This is a genomic window from Methanobacterium sp. (assembly GCA_016222945.1).
Taxonomy (GTDB): Archaea; Methanobacteriota; Methanobacteria; order Methanobacteriales; family Methanobacteriaceae; genus Methanobacterium_D.
Window position 1 is genome coordinate 352,108 of the sequence record JACRPY010000002.1, and the last position, 24,209, is coordinate 376,316.

Annotated in this window: 24 protein-coding genes and 1 tRNA gene; 17 read left to right on the forward strand and 8 right to left on the reverse strand. The window is 31.5% G+C overall.

What is annotated here, in order from left to right; genetic code table 11:
• The first annotated feature begins 32 nt into the window (after positions 1-32).
• A complete protein-coding gene (locus HZC47_01850; GenBank protein MBI5679629.1) occupies positions 33-1,184 on the forward strand; it encodes a hypothetical protein in 1,152 nt (383 codons plus the stop codon).
• A gap of 19 nt (positions 1,185-1,203) precedes the next feature.
• Here the strand turns inward: HZC47_01850 and HZC47_01855 are convergent, their stop codons facing one another.
• Positions 1,204-2,394, reverse strand: a complete 1,191-nt coding sequence (locus HZC47_01855; protein MBI5679630.1) for a DUF5518 domain-containing protein — start codon at positions 2,392-2,394, stop codon at positions 1,204-1,206.
• Positions 2,395-2,784: 390 nt separating this feature from the next.
• On the opposite strand from HZC47_01855, the gene HZC47_01860 reads away from it, so the two are divergent.
• Positions 2,785-3,828: a zinc ribbon domain-containing protein gene (locus HZC47_01860; GenBank protein MBI5679631.1), complete on the forward strand. Its 1,044-nt coding sequence runs from the start codon at positions 2,785-2,787 to the stop codon at positions 3,826-3,828.
• Between the two features lie 68 nt (positions 3,829-3,896).
• Here the strand turns inward: HZC47_01860 and HZC47_01865 are convergent, their stop codons facing one another.
• Complete coding sequence (locus tag HZC47_01865; protein MBI5679632.1) at positions 3,897-4,511, reverse strand: LysE family translocator; 615 nt, start codon at positions 4,509-4,511, stop codon at positions 3,897-3,899.
• A gap of 236 nt (positions 4,512-4,747) precedes the next feature.
• Here HZC47_01865 and HZC47_01870 point away from each other — a divergent pair, with 236 nt between their 5' ends.
• The 3 genes from HZC47_01870 (at position 4,748) to HZC47_01880 (ending at position 9,518) form a co-directional block, all read left to right on the forward strand.
• A complete protein-coding gene (locus HZC47_01870) occupies positions 4,748-6,388 on the forward strand; it encodes a hypothetical protein (GenBank protein ID MBI5679633.1) in 1,641 nt (546 codons plus the stop codon).
• Between the two features lie 141 nt (positions 6,389-6,529).
• Positions 6,530-7,342, forward strand: a complete 813-nt coding sequence (locus HZC47_01875) for a TrmB family transcriptional regulator (protein ID MBI5679634.1) — start codon at positions 6,530-6,532, stop codon at positions 7,340-7,342.
• 268 nt (positions 7,343-7,610) lie between these two features.
• Entirely contained in the window at positions 7,611-9,518 is a 1,908-nt protein-coding gene (locus tag HZC47_01880) for a YhgE/Pip domain-containing protein (protein MBI5679635.1), read from the forward strand.
• A 37-nt stretch (positions 9,519-9,555) separates the two neighbouring features.
• Here the strand turns inward: HZC47_01880 and HZC47_01885 are convergent, their stop codons facing one another.
• Positions 9,556-10,401, reverse strand: coding sequence for a metallophosphoesterase (locus tag HZC47_01885; GenBank protein MBI5679636.1), 846 nt, complete (start codon positions 10,399-10,401; stop codon positions 9,556-9,558).
• 328 nt (positions 10,402-10,729) lie between these two features.
• On the opposite strand from HZC47_01885, the gene HZC47_01890 reads away from it, so the two are divergent.
• From HZC47_01890 to HZC47_01900, 3 genes are all read left to right on the forward strand, one after another.
• Positions 10,730-12,637, forward strand: coding sequence for a YhgE/Pip domain-containing protein (locus HZC47_01890; GenBank protein MBI5679637.1), 1,908 nt, complete (start codon positions 10,730-10,732; stop codon positions 12,635-12,637).
• A gap of 173 nt (positions 12,638-12,810) precedes the next feature.
• Positions 12,811-13,602, forward strand: a complete 792-nt coding sequence (locus HZC47_01895; protein ID MBI5679638.1) for an alpha/beta hydrolase — start codon at positions 12,811-12,813, stop codon at positions 13,600-13,602.
• Positions 13,603-13,853: 251 nt separating this feature from the next.
• Positions 13,854-14,918, forward strand: coding sequence for an acyltransferase (locus HZC47_01900; protein ID MBI5679639.1), 1,065 nt, complete (start codon positions 13,854-13,856; stop codon positions 14,916-14,918).
• Between the two features lie 110 nt (positions 14,919-15,028).
• On the opposite strand, the gene HZC47_01905 is transcribed toward HZC47_01900, so the two are convergent.
• Positions 15,029-15,535: a hypothetical protein gene (locus tag HZC47_01905; protein MBI5679640.1), complete on the reverse strand. Its 507-nt coding sequence runs from the start codon at positions 15,533-15,535 to the stop codon at positions 15,029-15,031.
• Positions 15,536-15,722: 187 nt separating this feature from the next.
• Here HZC47_01905 and HZC47_01910 point away from each other — a divergent pair, with 187 nt between their 5' ends.
• The 3 genes from HZC47_01910 (at position 15,723) to HZC47_01920 (ending at position 17,401) form a co-directional block, all read left to right on the forward strand.
• Positions 15,723-16,391 carry an MBL fold metallo-hydrolase gene (locus tag HZC47_01910; protein ID MBI5679641.1) on the forward strand — a complete coding sequence of 223 codons (669 nt, stop codon included), beginning with the start codon at positions 15,723-15,725 and terminating at the stop codon, positions 16,389-16,391.
• 75 nt (positions 16,392-16,466) lie between these two features.
• Positions 16,467-16,865 (forward strand): hypothetical protein, encoded by a 399-nt coding sequence (locus HZC47_01915; protein ID MBI5679642.1) that lies wholly within the window; start codon positions 16,467-16,469, stop codon positions 16,863-16,865.
• A gap of 71 nt (positions 16,866-16,936) precedes the next feature.
• Positions 16,937-17,401 (forward strand): flavodoxin, encoded by a 465-nt coding sequence (locus HZC47_01920; protein ID MBI5679643.1) that lies wholly within the window; start codon positions 16,937-16,939, stop codon positions 17,399-17,401.
• 81 nt (positions 17,402-17,482) lie between these two features.
• Here HZC47_01920 and HZC47_01925 read toward each other — a convergent pair whose 3' ends face one another.
• Positions 17,483-17,902, reverse strand: coding sequence for a hypothetical protein (locus HZC47_01925; GenBank protein MBI5679644.1), 420 nt, complete (start codon positions 17,900-17,902; stop codon positions 17,483-17,485).
• Positions 17,903-17,958: 56 nt separating this feature from the next.
• The gene (locus tag HZC47_01930) at positions 17,959-18,687 is read right to left on the reverse strand and encodes a hypothetical protein (protein MBI5679645.1); all 729 of its coding nucleotides are present in this window, start codon (positions 18,685-18,687) and stop codon (positions 17,959-17,961) included.
• Between the two features lie 132 nt (positions 18,688-18,819).
• Here HZC47_01930 and HZC47_01935 point away from each other — a divergent pair, with 132 nt between their 5' ends.
• Positions 18,820-19,224, forward strand: coding sequence for a GNAT family N-acetyltransferase (locus tag HZC47_01935; GenBank protein MBI5679646.1), 405 nt, complete (start codon positions 18,820-18,822; stop codon positions 19,222-19,224).
• A 55-nt stretch (positions 19,225-19,279) separates the two neighbouring features.
• Positions 19,280-19,690, forward strand: a complete 411-nt coding sequence (locus tag HZC47_01940; protein ID MBI5679647.1) for a DUF3788 family protein — start codon at positions 19,280-19,282, stop codon at positions 19,688-19,690.
• 19 nt (positions 19,691-19,709) lie between these two features.
• Here the strand turns inward: HZC47_01940 and HZC47_01945 are convergent.
• Positions 19,710-19,781, reverse strand: a tRNA-Gln gene (locus HZC47_01945).
• A gap of 158 nt (positions 19,782-19,939) precedes the next feature.
• On the opposite strand from HZC47_01945, the gene HZC47_01950 reads away from it, so the two are divergent.
• From HZC47_01950 to HZC47_01965, 4 genes are all read left to right on the forward strand, one after another.
• Positions 19,940-20,695 carry a class I SAM-dependent methyltransferase gene (locus HZC47_01950; GenBank protein MBI5679648.1) on the forward strand — a complete coding sequence of 252 codons (756 nt, stop codon included), beginning with the start codon at positions 19,940-19,942 and terminating at the stop codon, positions 20,693-20,695.
• 41 nt (positions 20,696-20,736) lie between these two features.
• Positions 20,737-21,576, forward strand: coding sequence for an isocitrate lyase/PEP mutase family protein (locus HZC47_01955; GenBank protein ID MBI5679649.1), 840 nt, complete (start codon positions 20,737-20,739; stop codon positions 21,574-21,576).
• Between the two features lie 42 nt (positions 21,577-21,618).
• Complete coding sequence (locus tag HZC47_01960; protein ID MBI5679650.1) at positions 21,619-22,191, forward strand: YbhB/YbcL family Raf kinase inhibitor-like protein; 573 nt, start codon at positions 21,619-21,621, stop codon at positions 22,189-22,191.
• A gap of 167 nt (positions 22,192-22,358) precedes the next feature.
• Positions 22,359-23,192 carry a DNA alkylation repair protein gene (locus tag HZC47_01965; GenBank protein MBI5679651.1) on the forward strand — a complete coding sequence of 278 codons (834 nt, stop codon included), beginning with the start codon at positions 22,359-22,361 and terminating at the stop codon, positions 23,190-23,192.
• 20 nt (positions 23,193-23,212) lie between these two features.
• Here HZC47_01965 and HZC47_01970 read toward each other — a convergent pair whose 3' ends face one another.
• A complete protein-coding gene (locus tag HZC47_01970; protein MBI5679652.1) occupies positions 23,213-24,046 on the reverse strand; it encodes a class I SAM-dependent methyltransferase in 834 nt (277 codons plus the stop codon).
• Positions 24,047-24,209: the final 163 nt, after the last annotated feature.

The following is a 24,209-nucleotide window of genomic DNA, read 5'->3' on the forward strand; positions in this document are numbered from 1 at the left end:
ATTCTGACTCTTATCATAGTGGGGGTTAATTTTTGTCAAATAAGTCTGATAAATCTTCCGAATCTCAGGGGAATAATAAAACCAATTTAAAGGGTGAAAAGCTCACACCAAAGGGACGTAGATTCCTTAAATTATGGATAATAGGAATTATTCTAATTTTTTTATTCGTTGGTAGCTATATGGTGGGGGTTGTTTATGAAGATAAACAATCTGACATTGCTAAACATGTAGAGCGGATGAGTCCCAACCTTAATGAACCAGGGCTCACGCCTGCAGAACAAAATCTCTCCACCAACAGCAACATCACTAAAGTGGTTACTGGAATCTATGTGGATCAAATAAGAGATTTTTCCTTATCAGACAGTACTTGGACGGTTGATTTTTATATTTGGTTTAAATGGAATGGTAGTAATGTAAATCCGGGTGAGAACTTACAGATTATTGATGGAAACATTATAGATAAAAAAATAAAGGATAATTATACCCGTGGAACAGAACATTACGAGATTTACTATGTTACAGCTGAGATAAGCAAATTTTTCGATGTTTTAAGGTTTCCTGTGGATAACCACGTGCTCACTATAGGGATTGAGGATGAACAAAACGAAAGACCCAATTTAATCTATGTGCCAGAAAATGATACTTCGGAAATTAGTTCCCGAGTGCAGATCCCTGGTTATTCAATTAGTAATATAACCGTTATTGAAAAACCCCATACTTATAAGTCTAATTTTGGAGATCCTCGCCTGGAAAATGGATCAACCACTTTCTCGCAATTTAGAGCAGGTATTGATGTATCAAGACCGGATTTAGGATTTTATTTCAGAATATTCATTGCTTTGTTTGTTGCAGTTACAGCAGCTTTGTTGGCTCTACTTATAAAACCTACCGAAGTTGATCCGCGTTTTGTACTGGGATCTGGTGCTTTATTTGTGGCTGTTGCCAATAATATTATCACCTCAGAATTAATCCCCAAAACAGGGGTTCTGACACTGGCAGATATGGTGAATGATTTAGGTCTGATTTTGATTCTAATAACTCTGGTTGAATCTACGATTTCATTGTACCTTTATGATAAGAAGGGTGAGAAGAAGTTGTCAAGGGTAATGGATAAGATTTCGATTGTACTGCTTTTAGTGATCTATATTGTCATAAATATAGCTATTGTAGTTGCTGCATGGTAGGATAATAAATAAAATACCATTATTTATAATTAAGATATAAAAAAAACAAGAATATTCCAATTATTATTGATATGGCGGATATGATAATTATGTTTCGGCCATGGAATTTTGCATTAGGATTATCCCTTGTATAAAGATACCAACCAATGAATAGACCAATGAAGCCACCTGAAATGGCGAATATATAACCTATAACCAGCACTATTAGAGAGGTCTTCTTGGCAGGAATCATCCGACTCCCACATTCACATGTGAGGTCATAGTTTTCTGGGGTTTCTCCGGGGGGAAGTTCATAGTAGCTTTTACACTTTTCACAGACGAATATCCCTTTTAAAACCCCTTTATCTCTTCTTCTATTTTTAATGTATATTCCAATTATGCCTCCAATAACACATGCAATTCCATCTTGAATGAAACCATATGCATAAGCTGCCATGTTAGTCATGTTATCTATGGAATATCCAAAGTAACCTACTGAATATCCCAAATAACTACTGGAAATCAAAATTAATATTCCTCCTATTAAACTGGCGACTGCGCAATTAAAAATACCATCTTTGTATCTTCCCCCAGCTATAAAACTTGTAATAAAACCGGCTAGAATAATAGAAAAATGAACTTCACCATTAAAAAACAAACTAAATAAAAAGAGGATTATTGTGCCTGATAAAATAGCAATAATCCTTATCCTGATACTGGAATTATCCAAATCTTCAGATTTCTTATCTGATTTAACTGGTTTTTTATATTCGAATTTACCTCCACATTCACACTTTGCATATTCTTTTGGAGTCTCATCATCTTTAAGCTCATAATGCTCTCCACATTTAGTACAGAGTAAATAACCATTATCTTTCAATTTGGATTTTAATCTCCATTTTTGCATTGTAATTATCAGTTTTCGGATAGATACTCCAATAATAGCTCCTAATCCTCCTAATAATATGCATATAATCCATAACAGAGTTGTTTCAAGTGGTTGTAGATAAAACATGGAGAGATGATAGATTAAAAGTAGAACTGGAAAAAATATTATGGAAGTAATAAACGTTGATATTGTTCCATTTATTGCACCGTCAAGATAACTATCAGCAATCCAAAGACCTACCACCAATCCACCGAGGATACTGAAGATTAAAACATCTAAAAATGGTGCTAAACATAAAGCAACAATGGCCCCTACAATAACTGCCTTAAAATTTAAGTTCATCTTTAAAACATCCTTGATACATTTTAATCTTGATATAATTTAAGATTGTATTAAATATTCCTATTTTGATATAACTTAACTGAAAATATATTGAAATTTTTTGATAAATCCAAACTATTCAGGGTTATATAATCAATTGCACGCCTTAATTTATTAAATAAAGGGTAAATATCACTAAAATTATTCCAAGAACGCGTATTATCTAAATATAGATATTTATAGTTGTTAAATCTCGTTATTTGCATTTTACTTAGGCTAAAACTATTTTTGTAAATATAGGATTAATAAAATTGTGCAGAAAAACAAAACTAATATATATTAATAGGCTATACAGAAATTTGAGGAAAAACATAATTTTATTGAATTTAATACGAAATCGTGGTGAAAAAATTGAATAAATACAATTTTTGTCCAGAATGCGGTAAAAAGAATGTGGAGAATGCAAAATTTTGCATGGAATGTGGTGTGAGTTTAGAAACGTCTGGATCAATGATAAAGGGTTTAGAAAATCAAGATACAAAAGAAACGGAATCAAAAGCTGATAAATTTAAAGATAATCCTGAAAAAAGAGTTTCATTGAATTTAACTCCTGCTGAATCACTTGTGATTTTGGATCATAAACAATACCATGGTTTTGGAGTTATACCAAAAGAACTGTTTAAAGTAACATTAATAGACCTTATTTTTAAAAATGTTTTTAAATTAAATGTCCAGGAAGTTGAAAAGAAAGGCATATTTGGCAAAAAAATAGTAAAGGAGACTTATCTGGAGGAGGGGAAAAATTTCAACATGCCTCTTAAACCTCATGAAGAGGTATTTCGAAAATACTTACCACATAAGGCTGATAGTAAGAGACTTCGCAAACTTCAGCAGCGTGTTGGTAGGGCGCATAAGAACAATTATGCCAAGAAAAAACTGCTCGAACCACTGTCTTTAGAGGGTTTCTTTAATGTGGAAAAGAAGTTTTCAGGAAGAAAGTATTCATTAAGTGATAAAGGAATAGAAACACGACAAATGATCTTAGATTTAAAAGAAGAAGGAAGAGATCTGGATGATTGGATAGAAACAGATCCACAAAGAGCTAAAGCATATCTCATGATGGGAGGATCAAACGTATTCCTAACAGATGATTATTACTTCGAATGGTTTAAGAATAACTCTAAAAAAATAGCTGCATTATTTATTGGCGTAGCAGTTGTTGGTGTAGCCTACAGATTCAGTAATATTCGCTGGTACAGCGCATTTACAAGACATTCACATGACGGTATTGACTTCGACGATTTTGACGACTTCGATAGCTTTGATGACAGCTTTAATGATATATTTTCAGATTATGACGTTTTCGATACCTTTGATTCCATGGATTTCAGTGATTTTGATTCTGGATTTGACAGCGGAGATGGTGGAGGCGATTTCGGTGGAGGCGGGGAGTAGAATTTAGCCTCAACCTCAAGCACCATCCAAAATCTTTTTGCATAATAAATTGATATATGGCTGCCCATTTACTTTATTAACAAGTGCACACCTTGATTAAGGAAATAAAGCGCAAATATCAAAAGCACCACCCCAAGAGTTCGCATGGTATAAATGTAAGTTTTTCCAGTTAAAAAATCCCGTGATTTGCTTGTTGCATAGGCCAGAGCTATTTTTGAACTCACTAAAAGAGCATAAAAACCAATTATAAACAAAAATGGAGATAAAGCACTTGCACTGTAAGCATTAATTATTATGGGGCCGCCGATGGTTATCCAGAATAAATAGGGGGAAGGATTCAAGAAATTAACAGTTGCACCTTTCTGGAATGATTTTGGTTTTTCAACGTCAATATTTTCAGTTAAACCTCTTGTTTTAAAGCTCTCGTAGGCCATATATCCCAGATATACGCCACCTAAAATTGAAATAACTCCTAAAATTGAAGTGTAACTGGAGATCAATGATAGAAATAGTACAGTTACTACTATGATGGGCAAATCAGTGATTATAGGGGCGAAGGCAACTTTTACTCCTTCTTTGCAGCCGTGTTTTAGTGTTTGGGAGATTACGAGGACGAGGAGGGGGCCTGGTGAGAAGCCGGCGTATAGGCCGAGGGTAATTCCTGCGATTAGTAGTTCGATCATTTTGGTGTCTCCATGGGTTTCAACTGATTAACATGATTTTGAATTATGTTTATTTTTATTAATTTGACTTTAAACAGTATAAAAATGATTTTTACTGGTAAATAATAACTATTATGATTAAATTTTATGTTAATGAATTTAAAGAACAATTATGAAAATAACATATAGTTTTAAATAGATAGTATATTAGAAGATATTATTAAAGTCTTAATGTTAGTTAAAATGTTGGCGATGGAATGATAATCAAAGAATGGGATATTTGGAATTCGAATTTAACGTATTTTATTTATGAAATTAAAAATTTAGAAAATATTGCTGAAAGTTTAGTTGATAATGAATTATGTACTTTAGTATGCCATTCTAATGGAAATGTATGGTGGAAAGACGAAAATAGAGTTGAAAGTGGAATTATTAAGACTGAAAAGAAAGAATATAGGAAATCTGACATAAATATTCCGAAAAAACTAAAAAAATCAGAATATTTATCAAATAATGCTAATATAGCGGCTCTTATGCGCTTTGATGAATTAATCATATTTAAAAAGGAGTATTTAGACTCGTTTTCATATATTAGGGGGTATATCAATTCTTGTTATATGGAAAAAGATGGAAAAACAATTGTGTTGTATCCTCAAATAAAATTGTATAATAATGGTGTAATGGAAGTATCTTTTCGGATTGAACTGCTTAAATCAGAGAATGAACCGCCTAAATATGAAATAGATGATTTTATAGAAAAATTAGTAAATATAGTTGAACAAAAAGTAGATAGAATAGGGGTTCCGCAAAAATTAGCTATATTAGAGGCAAAATTTAGATTAGAACCTACAATTAAAGATAAGTGGAAAATATGGGACTTTAGGTTTAAAAACAGTATCGATGAAGAAAATCAGTTAATTTTCAAAAATACTGAAAAAGTTGAAGAAAGAGATTTAATTTATCCTATGACTTATTTAGATGATATTAGTAAATATGATTTCTATATTAAGAATTTGGATATTATAACGAGATTTATTATCTCATCTGTTGAATATATTATTAAAAAAACTGAAAATAAGCATAATTACACTAATTTGAAGTGGATAAACCGTCCAAGTGTTTATATTACAGATTTTGAAGATTTAACTAATAGCAGCATTGAAACAATTGAAAAATATAAAGTGGATATAGCTAAAATTTTAGCAAGAAATACTTACGGAAATTTTAAAGATTTAAATATAATTTTAGGAGATGACTTGCGTTTTTATAAGGATTATAATTTTTTTGTTAGTTATGGATTGAGTTTAGTGGTTTATAGTAAGATTAAACAAGATGAAGTGATGAAAGATAATCCAACGAACCGTTTTATATTTGAAAAGCAAGTTCAGATCGAATCAATAAATTATTTGTACATGTGTCATAAGAGAATAGCTGAAAAATCATCGTTATTATCAATTCCTTATGAACCAGTTCTTGAAGGAATGTTGAATGTGTTAAAATTAGATAGTATGACAAAGGGGGTTACTAAATTTCTTGAACTTAATAATACATATAGTTTTGTGGATAAAATCCTAAAATGGGATGAAGAACGCAAATATGCGAATGAAATGTTGGATATAAGGGCTAAAATTACTAATGAAAGAAAAAATGAGGATTTTAAAGTATTAGGGTTAATGGTTACGGTTATATTTGGATTAATTGGGGCTTCAACTTTTGTAAGTAATGTAACAATTCCAATATGGAAACATTTTAATCTTTGGCTACCTGCTACTGGTGAAATAAGTACTGGAATAAATCAAGTTTTTCTTTTTGTTATTACAGCAGTTTTAATTATAATATTAATTTTTAGTTTGTTTTTAGTTATAAAGAGATTTAGAAAAGAAATTAAAATTACCTGAATTTGAAGAAACTCATCTCCAAAATCCATTTAAAGACTAAATTTATTTTTACAGGTAACTTTAAAAATGAACCGAAATTTATATCCTTAACACAGCATTATATTAGTTTAGTTAAAGACTACTGATTTAGGATTAATTAACATGACAGAAATATCAAATGACCTTATTGAATCCCTTAAAACCATGGGACTTACGGAATACGAGGCCAAAGTGTACTCTGCACTGGTATTATTTGAACGTGCACAGGTTAAAAAGGTTTATGAATACTTAAACGTGCCTAAACCCAGTGTATACCAGAGTTTGAAGGGTTTGATGGATAAAGGCCTTGTAATGATGGTTAGTTCCAAGCCAGCTATTTATCGTGCTGTTCCTCCAAAGATTGCACTTAAACATCTTATAGAAATCCATCAAAACGCTGAAAAAAGTGCTCTCACAGAATTAAAGCAACTTGAGGCAAGTGGATTGGAGACTGAAAGTCCTGACATTATATGGACTCTTTTTGGTAAAAATAATGTGGAGCACAGTATGGAAGAGCTGATTTCCAAGGCGCATGATTCAATGAAGCTTATTTTACCTACAGAATACATGGAATATCTTTCTTTTGTTAGTAACAAGGACTTAAAAATAGAACTCTTGTTTTTTAGGGAAAGTGATTCTACTTTTAACCGTTATGGGTTGAAGAACCTGCAGGTGCATGATGGTTATAAAATGGATATTTCAGATTTTGGTAAGCTTTCTAAATATTTGGATAAACATCCTTTACCCTCAAAACAGTACTCTAAATTTATATTGGTGCTTATTGACGATGAAGAGGTTATGTATGTTCCTTCGTTTCCTGGAAAAACAAATTCAGGTATAAACTCCAAAAATCAATATTTAATTGCTATGGTGAAACTGATATTTGGCGCTGTATGGGAACATACTCCAGAATTTCAGTTAGATATAACTGAATAAAAATTTTAAATCATATTTTTTTATTTAAAACATTTATAACGCTTTTTTTTATTTTTAATTAGATTTTAAACTTATTATATAATTATTATAATTTGTTTTAGATTTTTTGTGGATTTAGCCTGTAATTTAACTCTATTTTAAATTACAATTTAGTAGTTTTTAACACAACTACTAATCGTAAACTTTATATTCTATGAAATCATATCTTTGGTAGTTATTAACAAAACTACTATATTTCATTTATTTATAAATGGAAGGAGGGATTCCCATGATAAAAAACGCTTTTGAAATCTTTAAAAATGATATTAAAGCAGTTAAAAATAATTCTGTAGTTATATTTGCTCTGTTAGTACTCATTTCTATACATGCACTTTATACATGCCTCACTATCCAGTCAACATGGGATCCCTACAGTCAAACTTCAAATATTAAAATAGCTGTGGTTAATGAGGATTCAGGCTACGATTTAAATGGAACACACTACAATGTGGGAGATTTGCTGATTGAAGAGCTTAAAAATAACACGAATTTCAACTGGCAGTTTGTAAATAAAGAAGAAGCATTAAATGGGGTTAAAAACGGAAAATATTATGCTGCATTAATAATTCCTGGCAATTTTAGCCAGGATTTACTTTCAATTAGCACTCCAAATCCTCATCAAGCACAAATAGAATACGTAACCAATGATAAATTAAGTCCAATTACGCCCAGGATGACTGAAGCTGGAGCGGATGCAATACAGGTAAAAATCAACAGTATAATAATTAAAACCATTGATGGACTTATATTCGGTAAAATTAAGGATTTAGGAACATTAGCTAAAGAAAATAAAGCCCAATTTATAAAAACAAAAGCATTTGTAAACACATTAAATGGAAAGTTAAATGATATAGACGCAAAAATAGCAGAAGCAAATTCAATGATGAGCACTGTAAACAATATTTGGCCAAAAATCAGCGCATCATTACCCCAAATACAGAGTTATTCTAATGATATCAGACAATCTTATGATTCATTATACGTTCAGATTAAAGCTGACCCAAATAATGCTTTAATTACAGTTCAAGGCATGGAATCTAAAGTTCAACAGGCAATAGTTTCCTTAGAATATCAACATGCAGTTTTAACCAGTTTATATGACTCAACAGGAGATCCGAAGTTACTTCCTATCATTAAAAAAATTGAAAATAATATTTACCAGGCGAATAAAGTCCTTACACTTCTAAAAGAAATAGAAGCAGATATAAATAACAATGAAAATCCAATGGCGAAATTAACTCAGTTAAAAACTTTAATTGATGAAATGGATAATTCTATTAATCTTTTGGCAGCTAATAAAGGAACAATAAATCAGAAAATTAGTGAAGCATCTGCAGGATTAGGTTTAGTTAATTCAAAATGGCCACTAATTAGAAAAACTATTCCAATGGCTGCAGACAAACTTAACTCAATAAATGAGGAAGATATAGATAAATTAAGTACATTTTCTAATCTGGATTTAGATGCTGTTAATAATTACTTCCAAAGCCCTGTTGAAATACAAAAAGAACACATTTATCCTATAGATAAATATGGTTCTGCTCTTGCTCCATTTTATATGGCCATATCCTTATGGATAGGTGGAATTATGGCAATAGCATTGCTTTCAATGCGTGTAAAATCGAAGAAAAACTATAAAAGCAGAACAGTTTATATGGGTAGAATGGGACTATTTTTAATAATTAGTGCGTCACAGGCATTATTGGTTGCATTAGGAGTTTTATTACTGGATATTCAGGTTTCATCTACATTATTAATTATATTAACCGCTCTATTTATTGGGCTGTGCTTTATGATAATTGTATACTCTTTAACCTCTGCCTTTGGAAATGCAGGGAAACTTCTCTCAGTTATATTGCTTGTTGTACAAATTACAGCGTCAGGAGGAACTTTCCCTGTAGAATTATTGTCTCCAGCTTTCCAGGCTATACACCCGTATTTGCCATTGACATATGCTATTGCAGCGCTTCGTGAAGTGGTTGCAGGGGTTTTATGGAGTAATTATTTGTACTGTATGGGAATCTTAGGACTATTTCCTATTTTAACCTTTATTTTAACATTATTAATTAAAGGAAAGATTGACGAACGTGCAAATTGGACAGAGGAAAAATTGAAGGAAAGCGGGTTGTTTAATTAAAAAAAGAATTAATGAACAGGTAATTTGAATTCATTTTTTAAAATTTGATAACTTCATATTTAACTCCGTCATTGGTTACAGTTACAAGGATGTAGTGGTAGAAGCTGTGATCAGGTGTGGAATTGATTAATGGAGCTCCAGCCCCTCCAGTTATTATGTAAGGTGTTTTTCCCCATGTTCCATTGTAGTATGCGTGCACATGTGATGCAAATATCATTGTCACATTATATTGATCAAATAGTTCGTTTAGCTGTTTTGATTGATTCACGTCTATTAATGCAGTTTCATCGTATTCTTTCTTATTAGTTGCATTTTGTGGGTCAAATAGGGGCACGTGCATCAAAACAAAGCGATATTTATAATTTTGACTTTTTTGAAGTTCATTTTGTAGCCATTGCATCTGTTGATTATCTATTTTTATTAGATTAGCATCATCAACCACGATGAAATAGCTATTCTGCAAAATAAAGGAATAATATGAATTTCCAAATATTGAAATATATTTAGATCCTTTAGTATCATTCATAAGTTCGTGATTACCAATAACAGTTAAAACAGGTGAATTGGATCGATTTATTTGGTTTATAAATGATCTATATTCTTCTATATTTCCAGTGTTAACTAAATCACCAAGATCTATTGAAAATAAGATATTTTCTCCATTCACTTTATTAATTAATTGATCAAATTTTCCAGATGAATTCCTGTTGTCCCCATAGACCACAAATGAATAATTGGCCTGATTTTTATCTATTTTTTGGAATTCATTGTAGTTCCAGTTATCAGATGCAGAGTTATAAGAAGAGATTGAAGAATTATTAAAAGGGTAATAAATAAATGCAAACACAGAAATTAAAGCCACTATTGCTAACACAATCAACAATTTATATAACATTTTCATCTAAAATCACGACCCGTAGATTCCTATTTTCTAAAATTGAACTTAAGTCTTGATTATGAATTTATTATTATACATTACATTATTTGTACACAAATTTAAATATTTTTTCATCATTATTTCTCATATTTTTTGAATTTAAAGCAAGATTTATAATTTTAGTTATGTAGTTTTTAACATGACTACCATTAGTAATGTTTATATACTTGATGTACAGTTATATACTATTCTCGTTGGTAGTCATGCATACGACTACTGTAATTTATTAATTTTACATCTCAAATTCAAATTTAAAATTATACGGAAGGATTAAATGATAAAAGGCGCAAGGGAAATTTTTAAAAATGATATTAAAGCTGTAATAAATAATCCTGCAGTTTTAATCGTTTTAGCAGTAATTATTTTAATACCATCACTTTATGCGTTGCTTAATATTGAGGCAACATGGGATCCCTATTCTCTAACGGACAATATTAAAGTTGCAGTGGTTAACGAAGATTTAGGCTATAATTATAATGGGACAGAATATAACATTGGAAATACGTTAGTTGATGAACTTAAGAATAACACAAATTTTAATTGGCAATTCGTTGATAAGGAAACTGCATTAAATGGAGTTAAAAATGGAGATTATTATGCTGCGTTGATAATTCCAGGTAATTTCAGCGAAGAATTACTATCAATTGAAACATCGACACCTAATCAGGCTAAAATAGATTATATAGTTAATGATAAACTGAATGCAGTCGCACCAAGGCTTACTAATGCTGGAGCAGATGCATTACAGACAAAGATTAACAATGAAGTAATCAAAACCATTGATGGGATTATATACGGAAAACTTAGTGCTGTAGGGGAATTAGCTAAAGAAAACAAAGCAGATCTTATTAAGACTAAATCATTTATAAATGAGTTAAATAACAACCTGGGAAATGTAGATGCAAGTATATCCGAAGCAAATTCAGATATGAGCACTGTAAATAGTATATGGCCGAAAATCAGTGCAGAACTTCCAGAAGCGCAAAAAGAGTCCAACCGCATTAGAACAACATATGATTCTTTATATACTCAAATTACAACTAATCCACAAGGAGCGCTAAATACAATTCAAAGTATGGAATCAACACTTAATGCTATGTTAGTATCATTAAAATCCACTGATGCTGCTTTAACTGCTTTATACAATGCAACAGGAGATCAAAACCTAAAACCAGTAATTGCTAAAGTTGAAGAAAATATTGCAAAAGTCACTAAAGTGCTGGGGGTTCTAAAGGAAGTAGAGACAGCTATAAAAGATGGTAATAATCCACAAGGTAAATTAGCAGAACTAAAAAGCTCAATTGATGAAATGGATAATGGAATTAATCTTTTAGCAAATAATAAAGATAATATAAACCAAAAAATCATTGAAGCTTCATCAAAATTGAATTTAGTTAACTCTAAATGGCCTACGGTTAGAAGTGCCATTCAAATAGCTGCACTAAAGCTTAATTCAATTAATGAAGGAGATATCGATAAATTAATCTCCTATTCAAACATGGATCAAGGTGATGTACAAAATTACTTTGAAAGCCCTGTAAAAATGGATAAAAAACACATTTATCAGGTAGATACATATGGATCTGCACTTTCACCATTTTATATGGCCATATCATTATGGATTGGGTGTATTATAGCAATTGCAATGATTACCATGAGGATAAAGAAAGGTACTAAAAAGTATACGGCCGAAAGTGTTTATATTGGACGAATGGGTCTATTTTTGATAATAGGAACAATACAGGCATTACTGGTTGCAGCAGGGTCAATATTATTACATGTGCAAATGTCATCAGCGTTGCTATTTACAGTAACCACGTTATACATTGGTTTATGTGCCATGATAGTGGTTTATTCGTTAACATCAGCCTTTGGAAATGCTGGAAAAGCTGTTGCAATTGTAATACTGGTCTTGCAGATAACTGCAACAGGCGGAATTTTCCCTGTGGAGATTCTTCCACCATTTTTCCAGTCAATACATCCATATTTACCATTAACTTATGCTGTTGGAGCTCTCCGTGAGGTGGTTGCAGGAGTCATATGGCCTATTTTCTGGTATAATATTGCAATTTTGGCATTGTTTCCAGTTGCAGCCTTCCTTTTAACTTTGCTAATTAAAGAAAAGGTAGATAAGAGGGCAATGTGGATGGAAGATAAATTAAAAGATAGTGGTTTGTTTTAAAAACTAGGAAGATCTAACAACTAAATTATTTAAGCTAAATTAGGATATTTCCTAATTTCATTTTTTTCATCCATGACTAATATTTTAATTTTCATTTTATTTGGATATTAAGTATCTTCGACTGCCTATAGTAGAAGATAAAGCTTAAATTTAATTAAAAACAAGCCTTAATTATGGATTTATATATCAAAGAAACTGGCCAGGAGAACAATGAAACCATAATCTTCCTCCATGGAGGGGGAATATCTGGCTGGATGTGGGATAAACAAATAGAAGCATTCAGTGATTATCACTGCATCGTTCCAGACCTTCCAGAACATGGGAAAAGCGTTGGAGTTAAACCTTTCACTATGGGATGCGCTGCAGATATTATAATTGATATTATCAAAAATAAAGCCCATAATGGAAAAGCTCATCTTGTGGGAATATCTCTCGGTGGCCAAATCATTGTCCAAATTTTAAGCAAGGCCCCTGAAATTGTAGATCATGCATTAATAAGTGGAACGCTTGTCCACACTATTCCACACACTGAAACATTCCTAAAACTACTAAATTACTTGATTAAAGCATATGAACCAGTTAAAGACACTAATTTTTTCATAAAAGCCAATATGCGAACTTATAATATGCCGAAAAGTCTTTTCAGTGAATTTAAAGAATCAACACGCCTTATAAAACCTGATTCATTAAATAGAATTCTTAAAGAAAATATGCTTTTTAAAATGCCTAATGGTCTTGAAAAAGCTAATGCGCCGGTTCTTGTGATGGCTGGTGAAAAAGATTATAAAATAATAAAAGAATCGGCAAGAGACCTTCTTAATATTCTTCCCAATTCCAGAGGAGCCATGGCTTTAAAAGTAGGGCATATGTGGAATATAGAAAATCCAGAGCTTTTTAACAATGTTTTAAGGGCATGGATTACTGGTGAAAAGATTCCAGACGGTGTTGAACCAATTAGCTTTTAGGTTATTTGAAAGTGAATTAGATAAAAGAAAGAACATTAGAGGGTTTGCTATTTTTTTAAATTCAATCTTAACTTCCAGCTCATCCTATTCATGGTAAAATATTACTTCTTTAGGTTATGATTTAGGCTTTAAAATGAAGTTCACCATAAAACATTTTAATAATAAACATATGAATAGTTATAGGTGCGGATGCACTGTAGGCTGGAGATTTTCAACAAATCGAGGATTTTAAAGAGAATAAGTGATATTTAATGACTATAAAAACTAAAAAATTGCAGGATATGGAAATTTTACGTACATTTGCAATTATTCTTATAGTGGGGTTTCATTCACTCACTTATTTACAATTCCCATATAAGGAGCTGATTTATGGAGGATATATCGCGGATATTGGTCTTAGTCTATTCCTTTTTATATCCGGATTTCTTTTGTACTACAATTATAAAGATATAAACTTTAAAAACGGTTTAAAAACGTTCTATTATAAAAGGGCTGTTCGTATTTATCCCCTTTACTGGTTTGCATTAATTGTTACATTTGCTTCACTGATTTATGCTTATGGATTCATTTCATTTCCAACAAACCAGCCGACAGCAATATTGAGTTTCAGCACATTATTATCAGGTGTTTTAGGGCTTCAAGGTTTGACAGAGGGCAATACTGGTTTAAATTTAAGTCTTTTCTGGTTCATTGGCGTGATACTAATTTATTATTTTCTCTATCCCTTCTTTACGAAGCCTAAAAATTTAATTAACATGTTTTCAGTTAGCTTAATCTTATTCTTTGCACTGTATTTATTGAGCTTCAAATTAAATATTATAACATTATTATTCTTTTTTTATTGGATGTTTTTTGCAGGGATAGCAATATGCTGGCTTAATGATAATTACAAATCTTTCAAGAACATAAAAACTTATTTTAAGGACATGACATTTAAAAGGTTATTTGAACATGTTTTGCCATTACTTCTTTTAATTCTCCTATTACAAACATCACCTAATATTAACTGGATTTATATCATTATATTGCTTTTAATAACGTTGATAATTTATGCTATGGGAAAATTTCTTGTATCTTATCTAACTAAGGACTATAGAGGTTTCTTTAATTCAGTGACTTATAGTATCATCACAAAGATTTCTTACGGTTCTTATGCAATATATTTATTGCATGTAACAATCTTTGCAATAATCGCAGTTATGATAATCAAATTCCAGTTAAATGGCTTTCAAAATCTTATTTTTCTATCAGGAATTCCTATTTCTTTTATTGTAGGGTATTATGTTCAGATTGTAGAGAGTAAATTAATTAGATAATAAGGATGCTATGCAGAGAGCGCTGTTAAAAGGCATCGCAATATTTTTTACAAAATTTTTAATTTCAAATTCATTACTTACAAAATACATTCAATTTTTCTATTTCAATTCTATTTTTTATTAAATAAATCTTCTGCAGGACAGCCTAATTCACGCTGTTTACAGTTCCCACAAGTTAAAAAGCCTCTAACTAGTGCATTACCTGTAAATGAAAGAATCAACAATGCTGCAATCAAAAATAATATTATCCATGAGAAAGTATATATTAAAAGGATAATTCCACCAATTAAGGGGAAAATAAAGACCAGCATGTCCGGAATCATGTCTTTCCAGCTTAATTTCTTTTGGGAAAATTTGGAAGAGTCTCCTTTTTTAAAGAACAAAGCACTTAAACGGCCTTTACCAAAACCGCAAATCTTACCATAATAATAGCAATTGACACAACCATTTTTTAAAAGCCTAATTTCTAAAAAAATACAGTACAAAAGATAGGAAATAGCGTAAACTAATCCTAAGCCCGAGAGAATGTAAGCGCCAATGATGTAAATGGATAATGAAACTATATTGGACAAGAAGACAATCCATAAGGGGTAGTTTTCATAGCAGTGATTTTCCATATTTAAATTATTTAATTATAAAGTATTAATATTTTAGGTGATTATGAAGGTCAATGTTTAGTTTATTAGATAAGAAATGGAATTCTATGAAAATTTAAGAACCGAAAATAGTTTAAACAGTAAAAAACATTAATTTATTTACTTGAATTAAAAAATATCAAGATTAGAATCTTAAATAGGAGAAAAGATGCCAAAAGAGATAAAAACCATCACTTTGAAAATTTTTGGCGGTTTGGCAAGTGTTAATTGCTATCTTATAAAAACAAATGATGGATTTATTCTTATAGACACAGGAGATTCTGGCAAACGCCATGAACTTGAAAAAGAGATTAATAATGCTGGTTGTGAACCTGGAAATCTAAATCTAATCGTGATAACTCATGGAGATTCAGATCACACTGGTAATGCAGCTTATCTTCGTGAAAAGTTCGATACAAAAATAGCCATGCATCAAGGAGATTCTGGAATGGTACAAAAGGGTGACATGCTCTGGAATAGGAATGGAAACCTTCTTTCTAAGATGATAAGTCCGTTCATGGGATTAGGTAAATCTAATAGATTCACACCTGATTTTTATGTGGAAGAAGGCTATGATCTATCTGAGTATGGATTAAATGCTAAAATTATTCATATCCCTGGCCATTCTTTAGGATCTATTGGAGTACTAACAAAGGGCGGAAATCTGTTTTGTGGAGACCTGTTTACCAACACCAAAAAACCGGCCATTAATTCGATTATGGACGATAAAGTGGCAGCAGAGGCAAGTATTGAAAAATTGAAAGATTTAAATGTTGATATAGTTCATCCAGGTCATGGTAAATCTTTTCGAATGGAGTTCGTCATCTTGGTTAGATAAGTTAATAATAAAAGCACAGAACAATTTAAATGATTTTTTCACATCATAATATAAATTATTTATCGGTAGGTTTCCATGGAAGATGCTAAAAAGAATAAAACAGATGTTAATGAGTTAGATAACGAAAAAAAGCTATCTTCCCAAATGGAAAAACAGTTATCTCCTGCTAGGTCTATACTTAAAATTATAATAGCTATATTGGCCTTCATATGGTTTTTGGCAGGCGGTTCAGCCCAAACAGTTTTATCTTTGTCAGGTGGAGCAATTGGTTTAACAGGAGTAGTGACTTTTCTTATCCGAAACCCAATTTCCTTTTTAATTATAGGCATTATTCAGGTAGTTTTAGGCCTGATTTTTTATATATTTGGTTCTTCATTCTTGCTATTAACGGTTTTCCATTTTTTATGGTCTATAAGATGGTTTTATGGCTACAAGAAGTATCGTCATTTAAAAAATCCAAATTTGGTTAAGTGATAATTATTTAGGATAAAAAGGATTAAATTATATTAAAAGAGGAAATATTTTAGGGGAGGGGAAACGTTAATATGAAAATAGGAATTATAGTTCATTCCCAGACGGGCCATACTAATGAAGTTGCTCAAAAGCTCCAAGAAAAGCTTTCAGCAGCTTTAGATGAAGTAGAGATCCAACAGCTAAGGTTAGAAGGTGGACAACAGGTTTCTAATGAAAATAGTAAGATTGAAAATCCTCCGGATGTAAGTGCATATGATGCGCTTATTTTCGGTGCTCCAGTGCAGGCATTTTCTCTTTCAAAGGTAATGAACATTTATTTGGAGCAAATTCCATCTCTTCAAGATAAGAAAATCGCACTTTTTGTCACCAAGGGCCTACGTTTTGAATGGACTGGTGGAACTCGTGCAATTGGCCAGATGAAAAAGATATGTCAATCTAAAGGCGGAATAATCATGGGAACCGGTATAATTGTTTGGAATAAACAGCGCGATGGAAAAATTGATGAAGTAGCCCAAAAATTCAGTGAATTGTTTTGATTTGAATTAATATTGAAAAGATCATTTCACGAAAAACAAAGTAAATGGGTTAATAAGGAATGGCATTTTTTATGCAGGTGCCTATCCTGATCCACTGCATTGAGGACATTTAACTCTTGTGGGGCACACATGTTGTATTAATGTGTTCCGTTCTCCACATCTCGAGCATCTATTGAGGTATGTATAAAATTTGGCTTGACACTCACCACAGATGTAATATAGTCCATGGCCATGGCAGGTTGGACACACAATACTGCCGGTACCGCCACATTCTGGGCATGTTACGCTGTTTACGGAATTTTGCTGATTTTCAGATGATTCCTGTTTGTTTTTCTGATTTTCTTGATTATTATACTGTCCAGATCCAGGGTTAGAACTTTGAATGCCAATATCTGATTTATTAGTTTTATTAAATTTTTTGATGGCTATTACTCCAAGAGCAACACTTAAAACTATTAAAATAGCCATAATTAAAATCAATAATTTTCCCTTTTTACTCAATTTAATTCCCCTGGATAAAACATATTATTGAGCTTATTTTTTGCAGAATCCTTTTTTTATTTAGATTTTTTTTCAATTTTCTTCCAAGTATAGATAATAACTGCAATTTGTGCCAGAAGGAGGATTGATGTCATTATAACGTCATTCCAGCCTAATAAAAAGCCTCCTTTGAGCGTGCCCACAGCTGAGGATGTACTCCATGTTAATGGCCACATAATCAACAGATTGGAAGTTATACGGAAGATTGCAGCAAATAATATACCAAATAGTGCTAAAACCACTACTTCGGCCATAGGATATGTTCCAATGTGATAAGCACCTAAACTTATCCCTGCAAGTAAAATACCGGGAATTATTCCAAAAGCTTTATCAAAACGAAGTTGAAGCCAACAGAATATAAAGAAAGGTTCCCATAGAATCAATGCATTTGTTAAAAAGTGTGGTATTAAATTAGTTCCATAGAAAGAATATGTGCTTAGGGCATAATAAAGGAAATATGCAGCTATTAATATGCTAATAATTAAACTGGGAACTATGCCTTCTTTTTTAATACCTAAATCCTTTAAAGAACCATTTTCATGCCATAAAAGCCACCATACAGGGAATACTACTAGTAAAAATGTTAGAATAAACTCATAAACTGTCTTAATCACGCTACCTTCAGGTAAATGTACCATTAAATAGTAGCCTCCACCAATCATTATTAGGGCAGTGATCAAAGCTATAACCGTATCACTTGAAGGATCCCATGCAAACCATCTTTTATTTAAGAAATTATTAGCCATATAATACATCTCTATTTACAGATTTATTTTAGAAATTAATAAATATTAGGGTTTTGATTAAATACAATTATATAAAATAGTTTTTTATGATCGCATTGATTTAAATCTTTTAAATTAAGGGAAATGACTATTATGGAAATTAAATATAAGAAAATAAAAGATTTTAAGGAAAGAGAACTGCAAGAACTGTTTTTATCAGTGGAATGGGACTCTGGAAATTATCCGAATAAATTAAAAAGAGCAATAATGAATTCTCACGCTGTTTATTCTGCGTGGGATAATGATAAATTGGTTGGATTAATTAATTCTTTATCTGACGGTGTAATGACAGTTTATTTCCATTATTTATTGGTAAATCCTGATTATCATGGCAATGGAATTGGAAAGAAGCTGGTCAATTTAATGCTTGAAAAATACAAAGATTTCGCAAGGAAAGTTGTAATTGCATATGATAGTGAGGTTGAATTTTATAAAAAATGCGGCTTTGAGGTTGGAGAAGATAAAAGCGCCATGTTTGTCACTTATCTTAAAACATAGTTAGTTAACAGTTTTATTAAATTTATCAATTAAAAATCATAAGGAGGGTGAAAATATGGAAGAAAAACCATTTTTAGATGAAAATTCTAAACCTACAGAAGATTCATTGAAAACAGTATTAGGGAATGCATTTGCCTATTATGAAACGTTAATGGATATTGCAGATTCCTTTTCCAAGGATTGGAATTTCTTTAAAAGCAGTGGCTGGATGTTAAAGGTGCATGATCGGAAAAAAGCATTATTTTATATAGTTCCGCTTAAAAATGAATTTAAAATCAGCATGGCAATACGTGAAAATGAAAGAAAAGCTTTCTTAAAAGATGATAAATTAAAAATGATTCATAACATGATTAAATCAGCAAAACAATATAGGGAAGGTTATGCACTTCGATTTAATGTAAATGATGACGAAGATTTCGAAATAATAGAGCCGTTAATTAAAAAATTAACTGCTATTAGAACATAATGTCTCCATTTAAATCAAATAGTTCCTGGCGGAGTCGAACCGCCGTCGAAAGGTCCAGAGCCTTACAGGATTACCACTACCCCAAGGAACTAAAAACAATTATATTTCCATATTTTCTTAAATATTTTTTGGATATAATAAATTTTGCCATTCTCTTTTTTTTAATATTATCCTAAAAAAGGTAGTTTTTAACTGGATTCCTTTAAATTTATTAATATTTGAAGATAAATAATTAATTGAGGAGATAAGATGGAGCAATGGTATGAGGAACTCTTTACAGATTACGCAGATAAATATGAAAATGAAACTTTTACACAGGGAACTATAGGAGAAGTTGATTTCATAGTAAAAGAGATAAATAACGATAAAAATTTTAAAATTCTGGACATTGGCTGTGGAACAGGTAGGCATGCCATAGAACTTGCTAAACGAGGCTATAATGTCACAGGTGTGGATCTTTCAGAGTCAATGATAAATAAGGCAAGAGAAAAAGCCAAAAATGCCCAGATAAATGTTGATTTTAAGGTAGGGGATGCTAGAAATCTGTCTTTTGAAAATAAATTTGATCTGGTAATTATGCTATGCGAAGGGGCATTTCCTCTTATGGAAACAGATGAAATGAACTTTGAAATATTAAAAAACGCGGCTAAAGCATTAAAAAAGAATGGAAAATTGATATTTACAACTTTAAATGGCTTATATCCATTATATCATTCTGTAAAAGAGTTTATGGATACTAACATGGTGGATGGGACGAGTTCTGATAATTCATTTGATCTTATGACATTCCGTGATAAATCTAATTTTGAATTAGAAGATGATAATGGTAATTTAAAAGTTTTAGAGTGCAATGAGCGATATTACGTGCCTTCAGAAATCACATGGCTTCTCAAGTCTCTTAATTTCAGAAAAATTGATATTTACAGCTGTAAACTTGGAAATTTCAGCAGAAATGATATTTTAACTACTGAAGATTATGAAATGCTTGTTATAGCTGAATTTTAAAATCTATAATTCATTAATTTGATATTTAAGGGGGAATTTCCATGAATAAAAGCAAAAGGCTTAAAAAAATCTTAAATTCCAAAGAAACACTGGTCATGCCTGATGCATATGACTCTATAAGTGCTAAATTAATTGAAAAAGCAGGATTTAAAGCAGTACAATGCTCAGGATACAGTTTTTCAATTGCTGCAGGTTATAAAAAAGAAAGTGATGTTTCTTTAGATGAAAACGTTGAATGGACAGGCAGAATAGCGCAATCAGTGGATATTCCAGTTATGGCTGATGCTGAAGATGGATATGGCGGTCCTGAAGAAGTTATTGACACAGTTGAAAGATTCGTGGAAGCGGGAGTAGCTGGCCTTAACATTGAAGACCAGATTCTAAATGGAAACGGTAAGTTATCTATTGTAGATGCAGATTTAATGGCTCAAAAAATCATGGTTGCCAGAGAAACAGCTGAAGTTGAAGATAACGCTGATTTTATTATTAATGGCCGTACAGATGCACTTAGATCTACAAAGGACAGAAATGAAGGATTAGAAATTGCAATTGATCGTGCAAACCAGTATCTTGAATCTGGAGCAGATTTAGCATTTATAACATATATAGAAACTTTGGATGAAGTAAAAAAAGCTGTAAAAGAAGTTAAAGGACCAGTTAGTATTGCTGTAGGAATGCCTTACAATATAATGAACTTATCAATTGCTGATTTGAGGAAATGTGGAGTTAAAAGGGTTAGTTTGCCTACATTGCTTATATATTCAAGTCTTCATGCAATTAATAACTCACTTGAACATATTAGGGAAGATAATTTATCTGAAATGCTTGAAAACAAATTATTATATTCTTTAGAAGATTTAAAAAGTCTTTTAAATATGTAATATGTTTAAAAAGTTAAATGGAGGGATAATTTGAAAAAATATATGATATGGGGGCTGTTTGTTTTAGTGCTGGTGATTTTTGTCTCTGGATGCACTTCGCAAAACACAAATCAAACCACTGGTACTAACCAAACCACAGTAAATTCAGGTAATTTTGAGATTAAAAGCAATGCATTTGTACAGGGAGGTCAAATACCTCAAAAATACACAGCTAATGGCCAGAATATATCTCCACCTCTTTCATGGGCATCGGCTCCGGTTAATACAAAAAGTTTTACCATAACCTGTGAAGATCCTGATGCATCTGGATCTGGAGGCGGAGCATTCTTCCACTGGATAATATTCAACATACCTGGAAATGTTAACCAGTTAGCAGAAGGAATTACCAATCAAGGAACATTGGATAATGGTGCAAAACAGGGAACTAATGATTTCAACAAAATAGGGTACTCAGGACCAGCTCCGCCCAGTGGAACACATAGATATGCATTTAAAATCTATGCACTGGATACTACACTCAATTTAGATGTAGGTGCAACAAAAAATCAGGTAAATAGTGCAATTCAAGGCCATATATTAGGTGAAGCTCAAATCACTGGAAAATATGGAGTATAATCTTATAATAGATTAAATTAGCCAATTCTAATGGCTGGAAATATGAATAGTTTAATTAGGATTATGCAGGATTTTGAGGTTTATTAGGAATCCTGCAGCTTAATTTTTTAGATGAAATTGATGCAATCTAAATCAAATCTCCATTAGTTAAATAGGATGGCGGTGATATGCCAGTAAAATATAGGAAATCGGAAATAATAGAAATAGCTCAAAATATTTGTGATCAGCTTGAAAATGGGAATGAAGACAAATTTTTTGAGAGTTTAGAGACAGTTTTAGTTCAAAAAATACCATTTGGCACATTATATCCTCTTGCAGAAGTAATAGGTAAAAGAGGTTTAGAAAAACCAGAATTATATTTCAATATTTTAGACAAATTTTTCAAAAAAGAATTGGATTATGGCTACAAAAAAGGAATCATTAACACATCACGCATGAAAATGAGCGAAGAAGAGGTTCAAAAGTCCCGTGTCTACGGTTGGAGGGCAGGGATTGTAGGAACGGCTTTTAATGAAATGAGTCACAAATATTATAAAGAAGTAGTGAAAAGAACCCGTAAATACATTATTGAAAGCGCTCACTGGTCTTCATCAGATACATTTGCTGATAAGACCTTCAATAAAATGTTTGAAGAACGTTTTGAATGGATACTGAACATTTTAAAATGTTGGGCTGTAGATGAAAATAAATGGCTTAGAAATACTGCCGCTTTTGCTATTCATGCTCCTACAGAGAAAAATATCTTAGCTGACGATGAATTTAAAAAAGCTTTAGAAGTTCTTGTTCTTGTAATACATGATCATGACTTAAACGTTAAAAAGAAGGTGGCATGGACTTTAAAAGTTACAAGTAAATATAGGATGGAAGAGACATTTGAATTTATGAAAAAATGGGCAAAATCTGATGATAAAAACGCTAAATGGATAATTAAAAAGGGAATGATAAATTTAGATCTAAAAAAACAGGATGAAATATTAAAATTGATGGATACGTCCTATTAATGGATAATCTACGAAAAAGTTTATTTATCTACTTTTTGTCCTACATACAGTCCATATCCTAAATAATTGAATAAATTCCTTACAACTGACATTGAAGGCCATATTTCTTTAGTATAGCTCCTAAACTCTCTGTTTTTTATTAAAAGATCGAAGAATTTACTCCATGACTTCATAAAGTCATTAATATCTTTAGAACCTAACTGATTCATTTCATCTCGCCATTGACCGAAAGCAGTTATTTCACATGTTTTAGGAGTTATTTGCCCTAAACCTACGTTTTTAAATAGTTCAATCCAACCTGATGGAGTTAAAAAATTAGCGCCGGACATAGTACGATTTAAATAATGAACTAAATCTTTTGGAGGGGGTGTTTTTATCCATGTACATTCATTAAAGCCAATATATCCTCCAGGTTTTGTAACACGATAATATTCATTCATTACTCCTGATTTATCTTCTATAAATGCATTTACTGATTCGCAAATAACAGCATCGAATGTTTCATCATTAAAGGGGAGTTTTTGAGCATCAGCAACTTTAAAGTCAACATTTGATTCTAAATTCTCTCTTTTTACTCTTTTTTTGGACCATTCAATCATTTTTTGGGATATATCTACACCAACAACTTTGCAACCATATTCTTTTGCTATATAAATGGGAGTTATTCCTGCCCCGCATCCAACAACAAGCACATATCTATCTTTAGTTACATAACACATCTTTAATAGCTTATTTGTCGCGTTTAATCCGCCCATGTGTTTTGTAAATCCCCAGTATCCCTGTAAATCAAAATAAGAAAGTTTAACTTCTTTATCTGGAGATGATGTCATTTTTACATCCTCATTTTTATCCATTTTAATCACAAATTTTAGTTTTTATAAATGAATGAGCATTGGAGTTTAAAATATTATGATTATTAATATTAAACTCATCAAAGATTAATTTAATTCATAATTAAACTGAAAATATCCATCAATTAAAAATATAGAAAATGAAATAATTTAACATTTACAAGAT

What these genes read in the sequence shown, in the direction of transcription:
- HZC47_01855 (MBI5679630.1), bottom strand. Translation starts at nt 2,394, where the DNA reads ATGAACTTAAATTTTAAGGCAGTTATTGTAGGGGCCATTGTTGCTTTA.
- HZC47_01865 (MBI5679632.1), bottom strand. Translation starts at nt 4,511, where the DNA reads ATGATCGAACTACTAATCGCAGGAATTACCCTCGGCCTATACGCCGGC.
- HZC47_01870 (MBI5679633.1), top strand. Translation starts at nt 4,748, where the DNA reads ATGATAATCAAAGAATGGGATATTTGGAATTCGAATTTAACGTATTTT.
- HZC47_01875 (MBI5679634.1), top strand. Translation starts at nt 6,530, where the DNA reads ATGACAGAAATATCAAATGACCTTATTGAATCCCTTAAAACCATGGGA.
- HZC47_01880 (MBI5679635.1), top strand. Translation starts at nt 7,611, where the DNA reads ATGATAAAAAACGCTTTTGAAATCTTTAAAAATGATATTAAAGCAGTT.
- HZC47_01890 (MBI5679637.1), top strand. Translation starts at nt 10,730, where the DNA reads ATGATAAAAGGCGCAAGGGAAATTTTTAAAAATGATATTAAAGCTGTA.
- HZC47_01895 (MBI5679638.1), top strand. Translation starts at nt 12,811, where the DNA reads ATGGATTTATATATCAAAGAAACTGGCCAGGAGAACAATGAAACCATA.
- HZC47_01900 (MBI5679639.1), top strand. Translation starts at nt 13,854, where the DNA reads ATGACTATAAAAACTAAAAAATTGCAGGATATGGAAATTTTACGTACA.
- HZC47_01905 (MBI5679640.1), bottom strand. Translation starts at nt 15,535, where the DNA reads ATGGAAAATCACTGCTATGAAAACTACCCCTTATGGATTGTCTTCTTG.
- HZC47_01910 (MBI5679641.1), top strand. Translation starts at nt 15,723, where the DNA reads ATGCCAAAAGAGATAAAAACCATCACTTTGAAAATTTTTGGCGGTTTG.
- HZC47_01915 (MBI5679642.1), top strand. Translation starts at nt 16,467, where the DNA reads ATGGAAGATGCTAAAAAGAATAAAACAGATGTTAATGAGTTAGATAAC.
- HZC47_01920 (MBI5679643.1), top strand. Translation starts at nt 16,937, where the DNA reads ATGAAAATAGGAATTATAGTTCATTCCCAGACGGGCCATACTAATGAA.
- HZC47_01930 (MBI5679645.1), bottom strand. Translation starts at nt 18,687, where the DNA reads ATGGCTAATAATTTCTTAAATAAAAGATGGTTTGCATGGGATCCTTCA.
- HZC47_01935 (MBI5679646.1), top strand. Translation starts at nt 18,820, where the DNA reads ATGGAAATTAAATATAAGAAAATAAAAGATTTTAAGGAAAGAGAACTG.
- HZC47_01940 (MBI5679647.1), top strand. Translation starts at nt 19,280, where the DNA reads ATGGAAGAAAAACCATTTTTAGATGAAAATTCTAAACCTACAGAAGAT.
- HZC47_01950 (MBI5679648.1), top strand. Translation starts at nt 19,940, where the DNA reads ATGGAGCAATGGTATGAGGAACTCTTTACAGATTACGCAGATAAATAT.
- HZC47_01955 (MBI5679649.1), top strand. Translation starts at nt 20,737, where the DNA reads ATGAATAAAAGCAAAAGGCTTAAAAAAATCTTAAATTCCAAAGAAACA.
- HZC47_01960 (MBI5679650.1), top strand. Translation starts at nt 21,619, where the DNA reads ATGATATGGGGGCTGTTTGTTTTAGTGCTGGTGATTTTTGTCTCTGGA.
- HZC47_01965 (MBI5679651.1), top strand. Translation starts at nt 22,359, where the DNA reads ATGCCAGTAAAATATAGGAAATCGGAAATAATAGAAATAGCTCAAAAT.
- HZC47_01970 (MBI5679652.1), bottom strand. Translation starts at nt 24,046, where the DNA reads ATGGATAAAAATGAGGATGTAAAAATGACATCATCTCCAGATAAAGAA.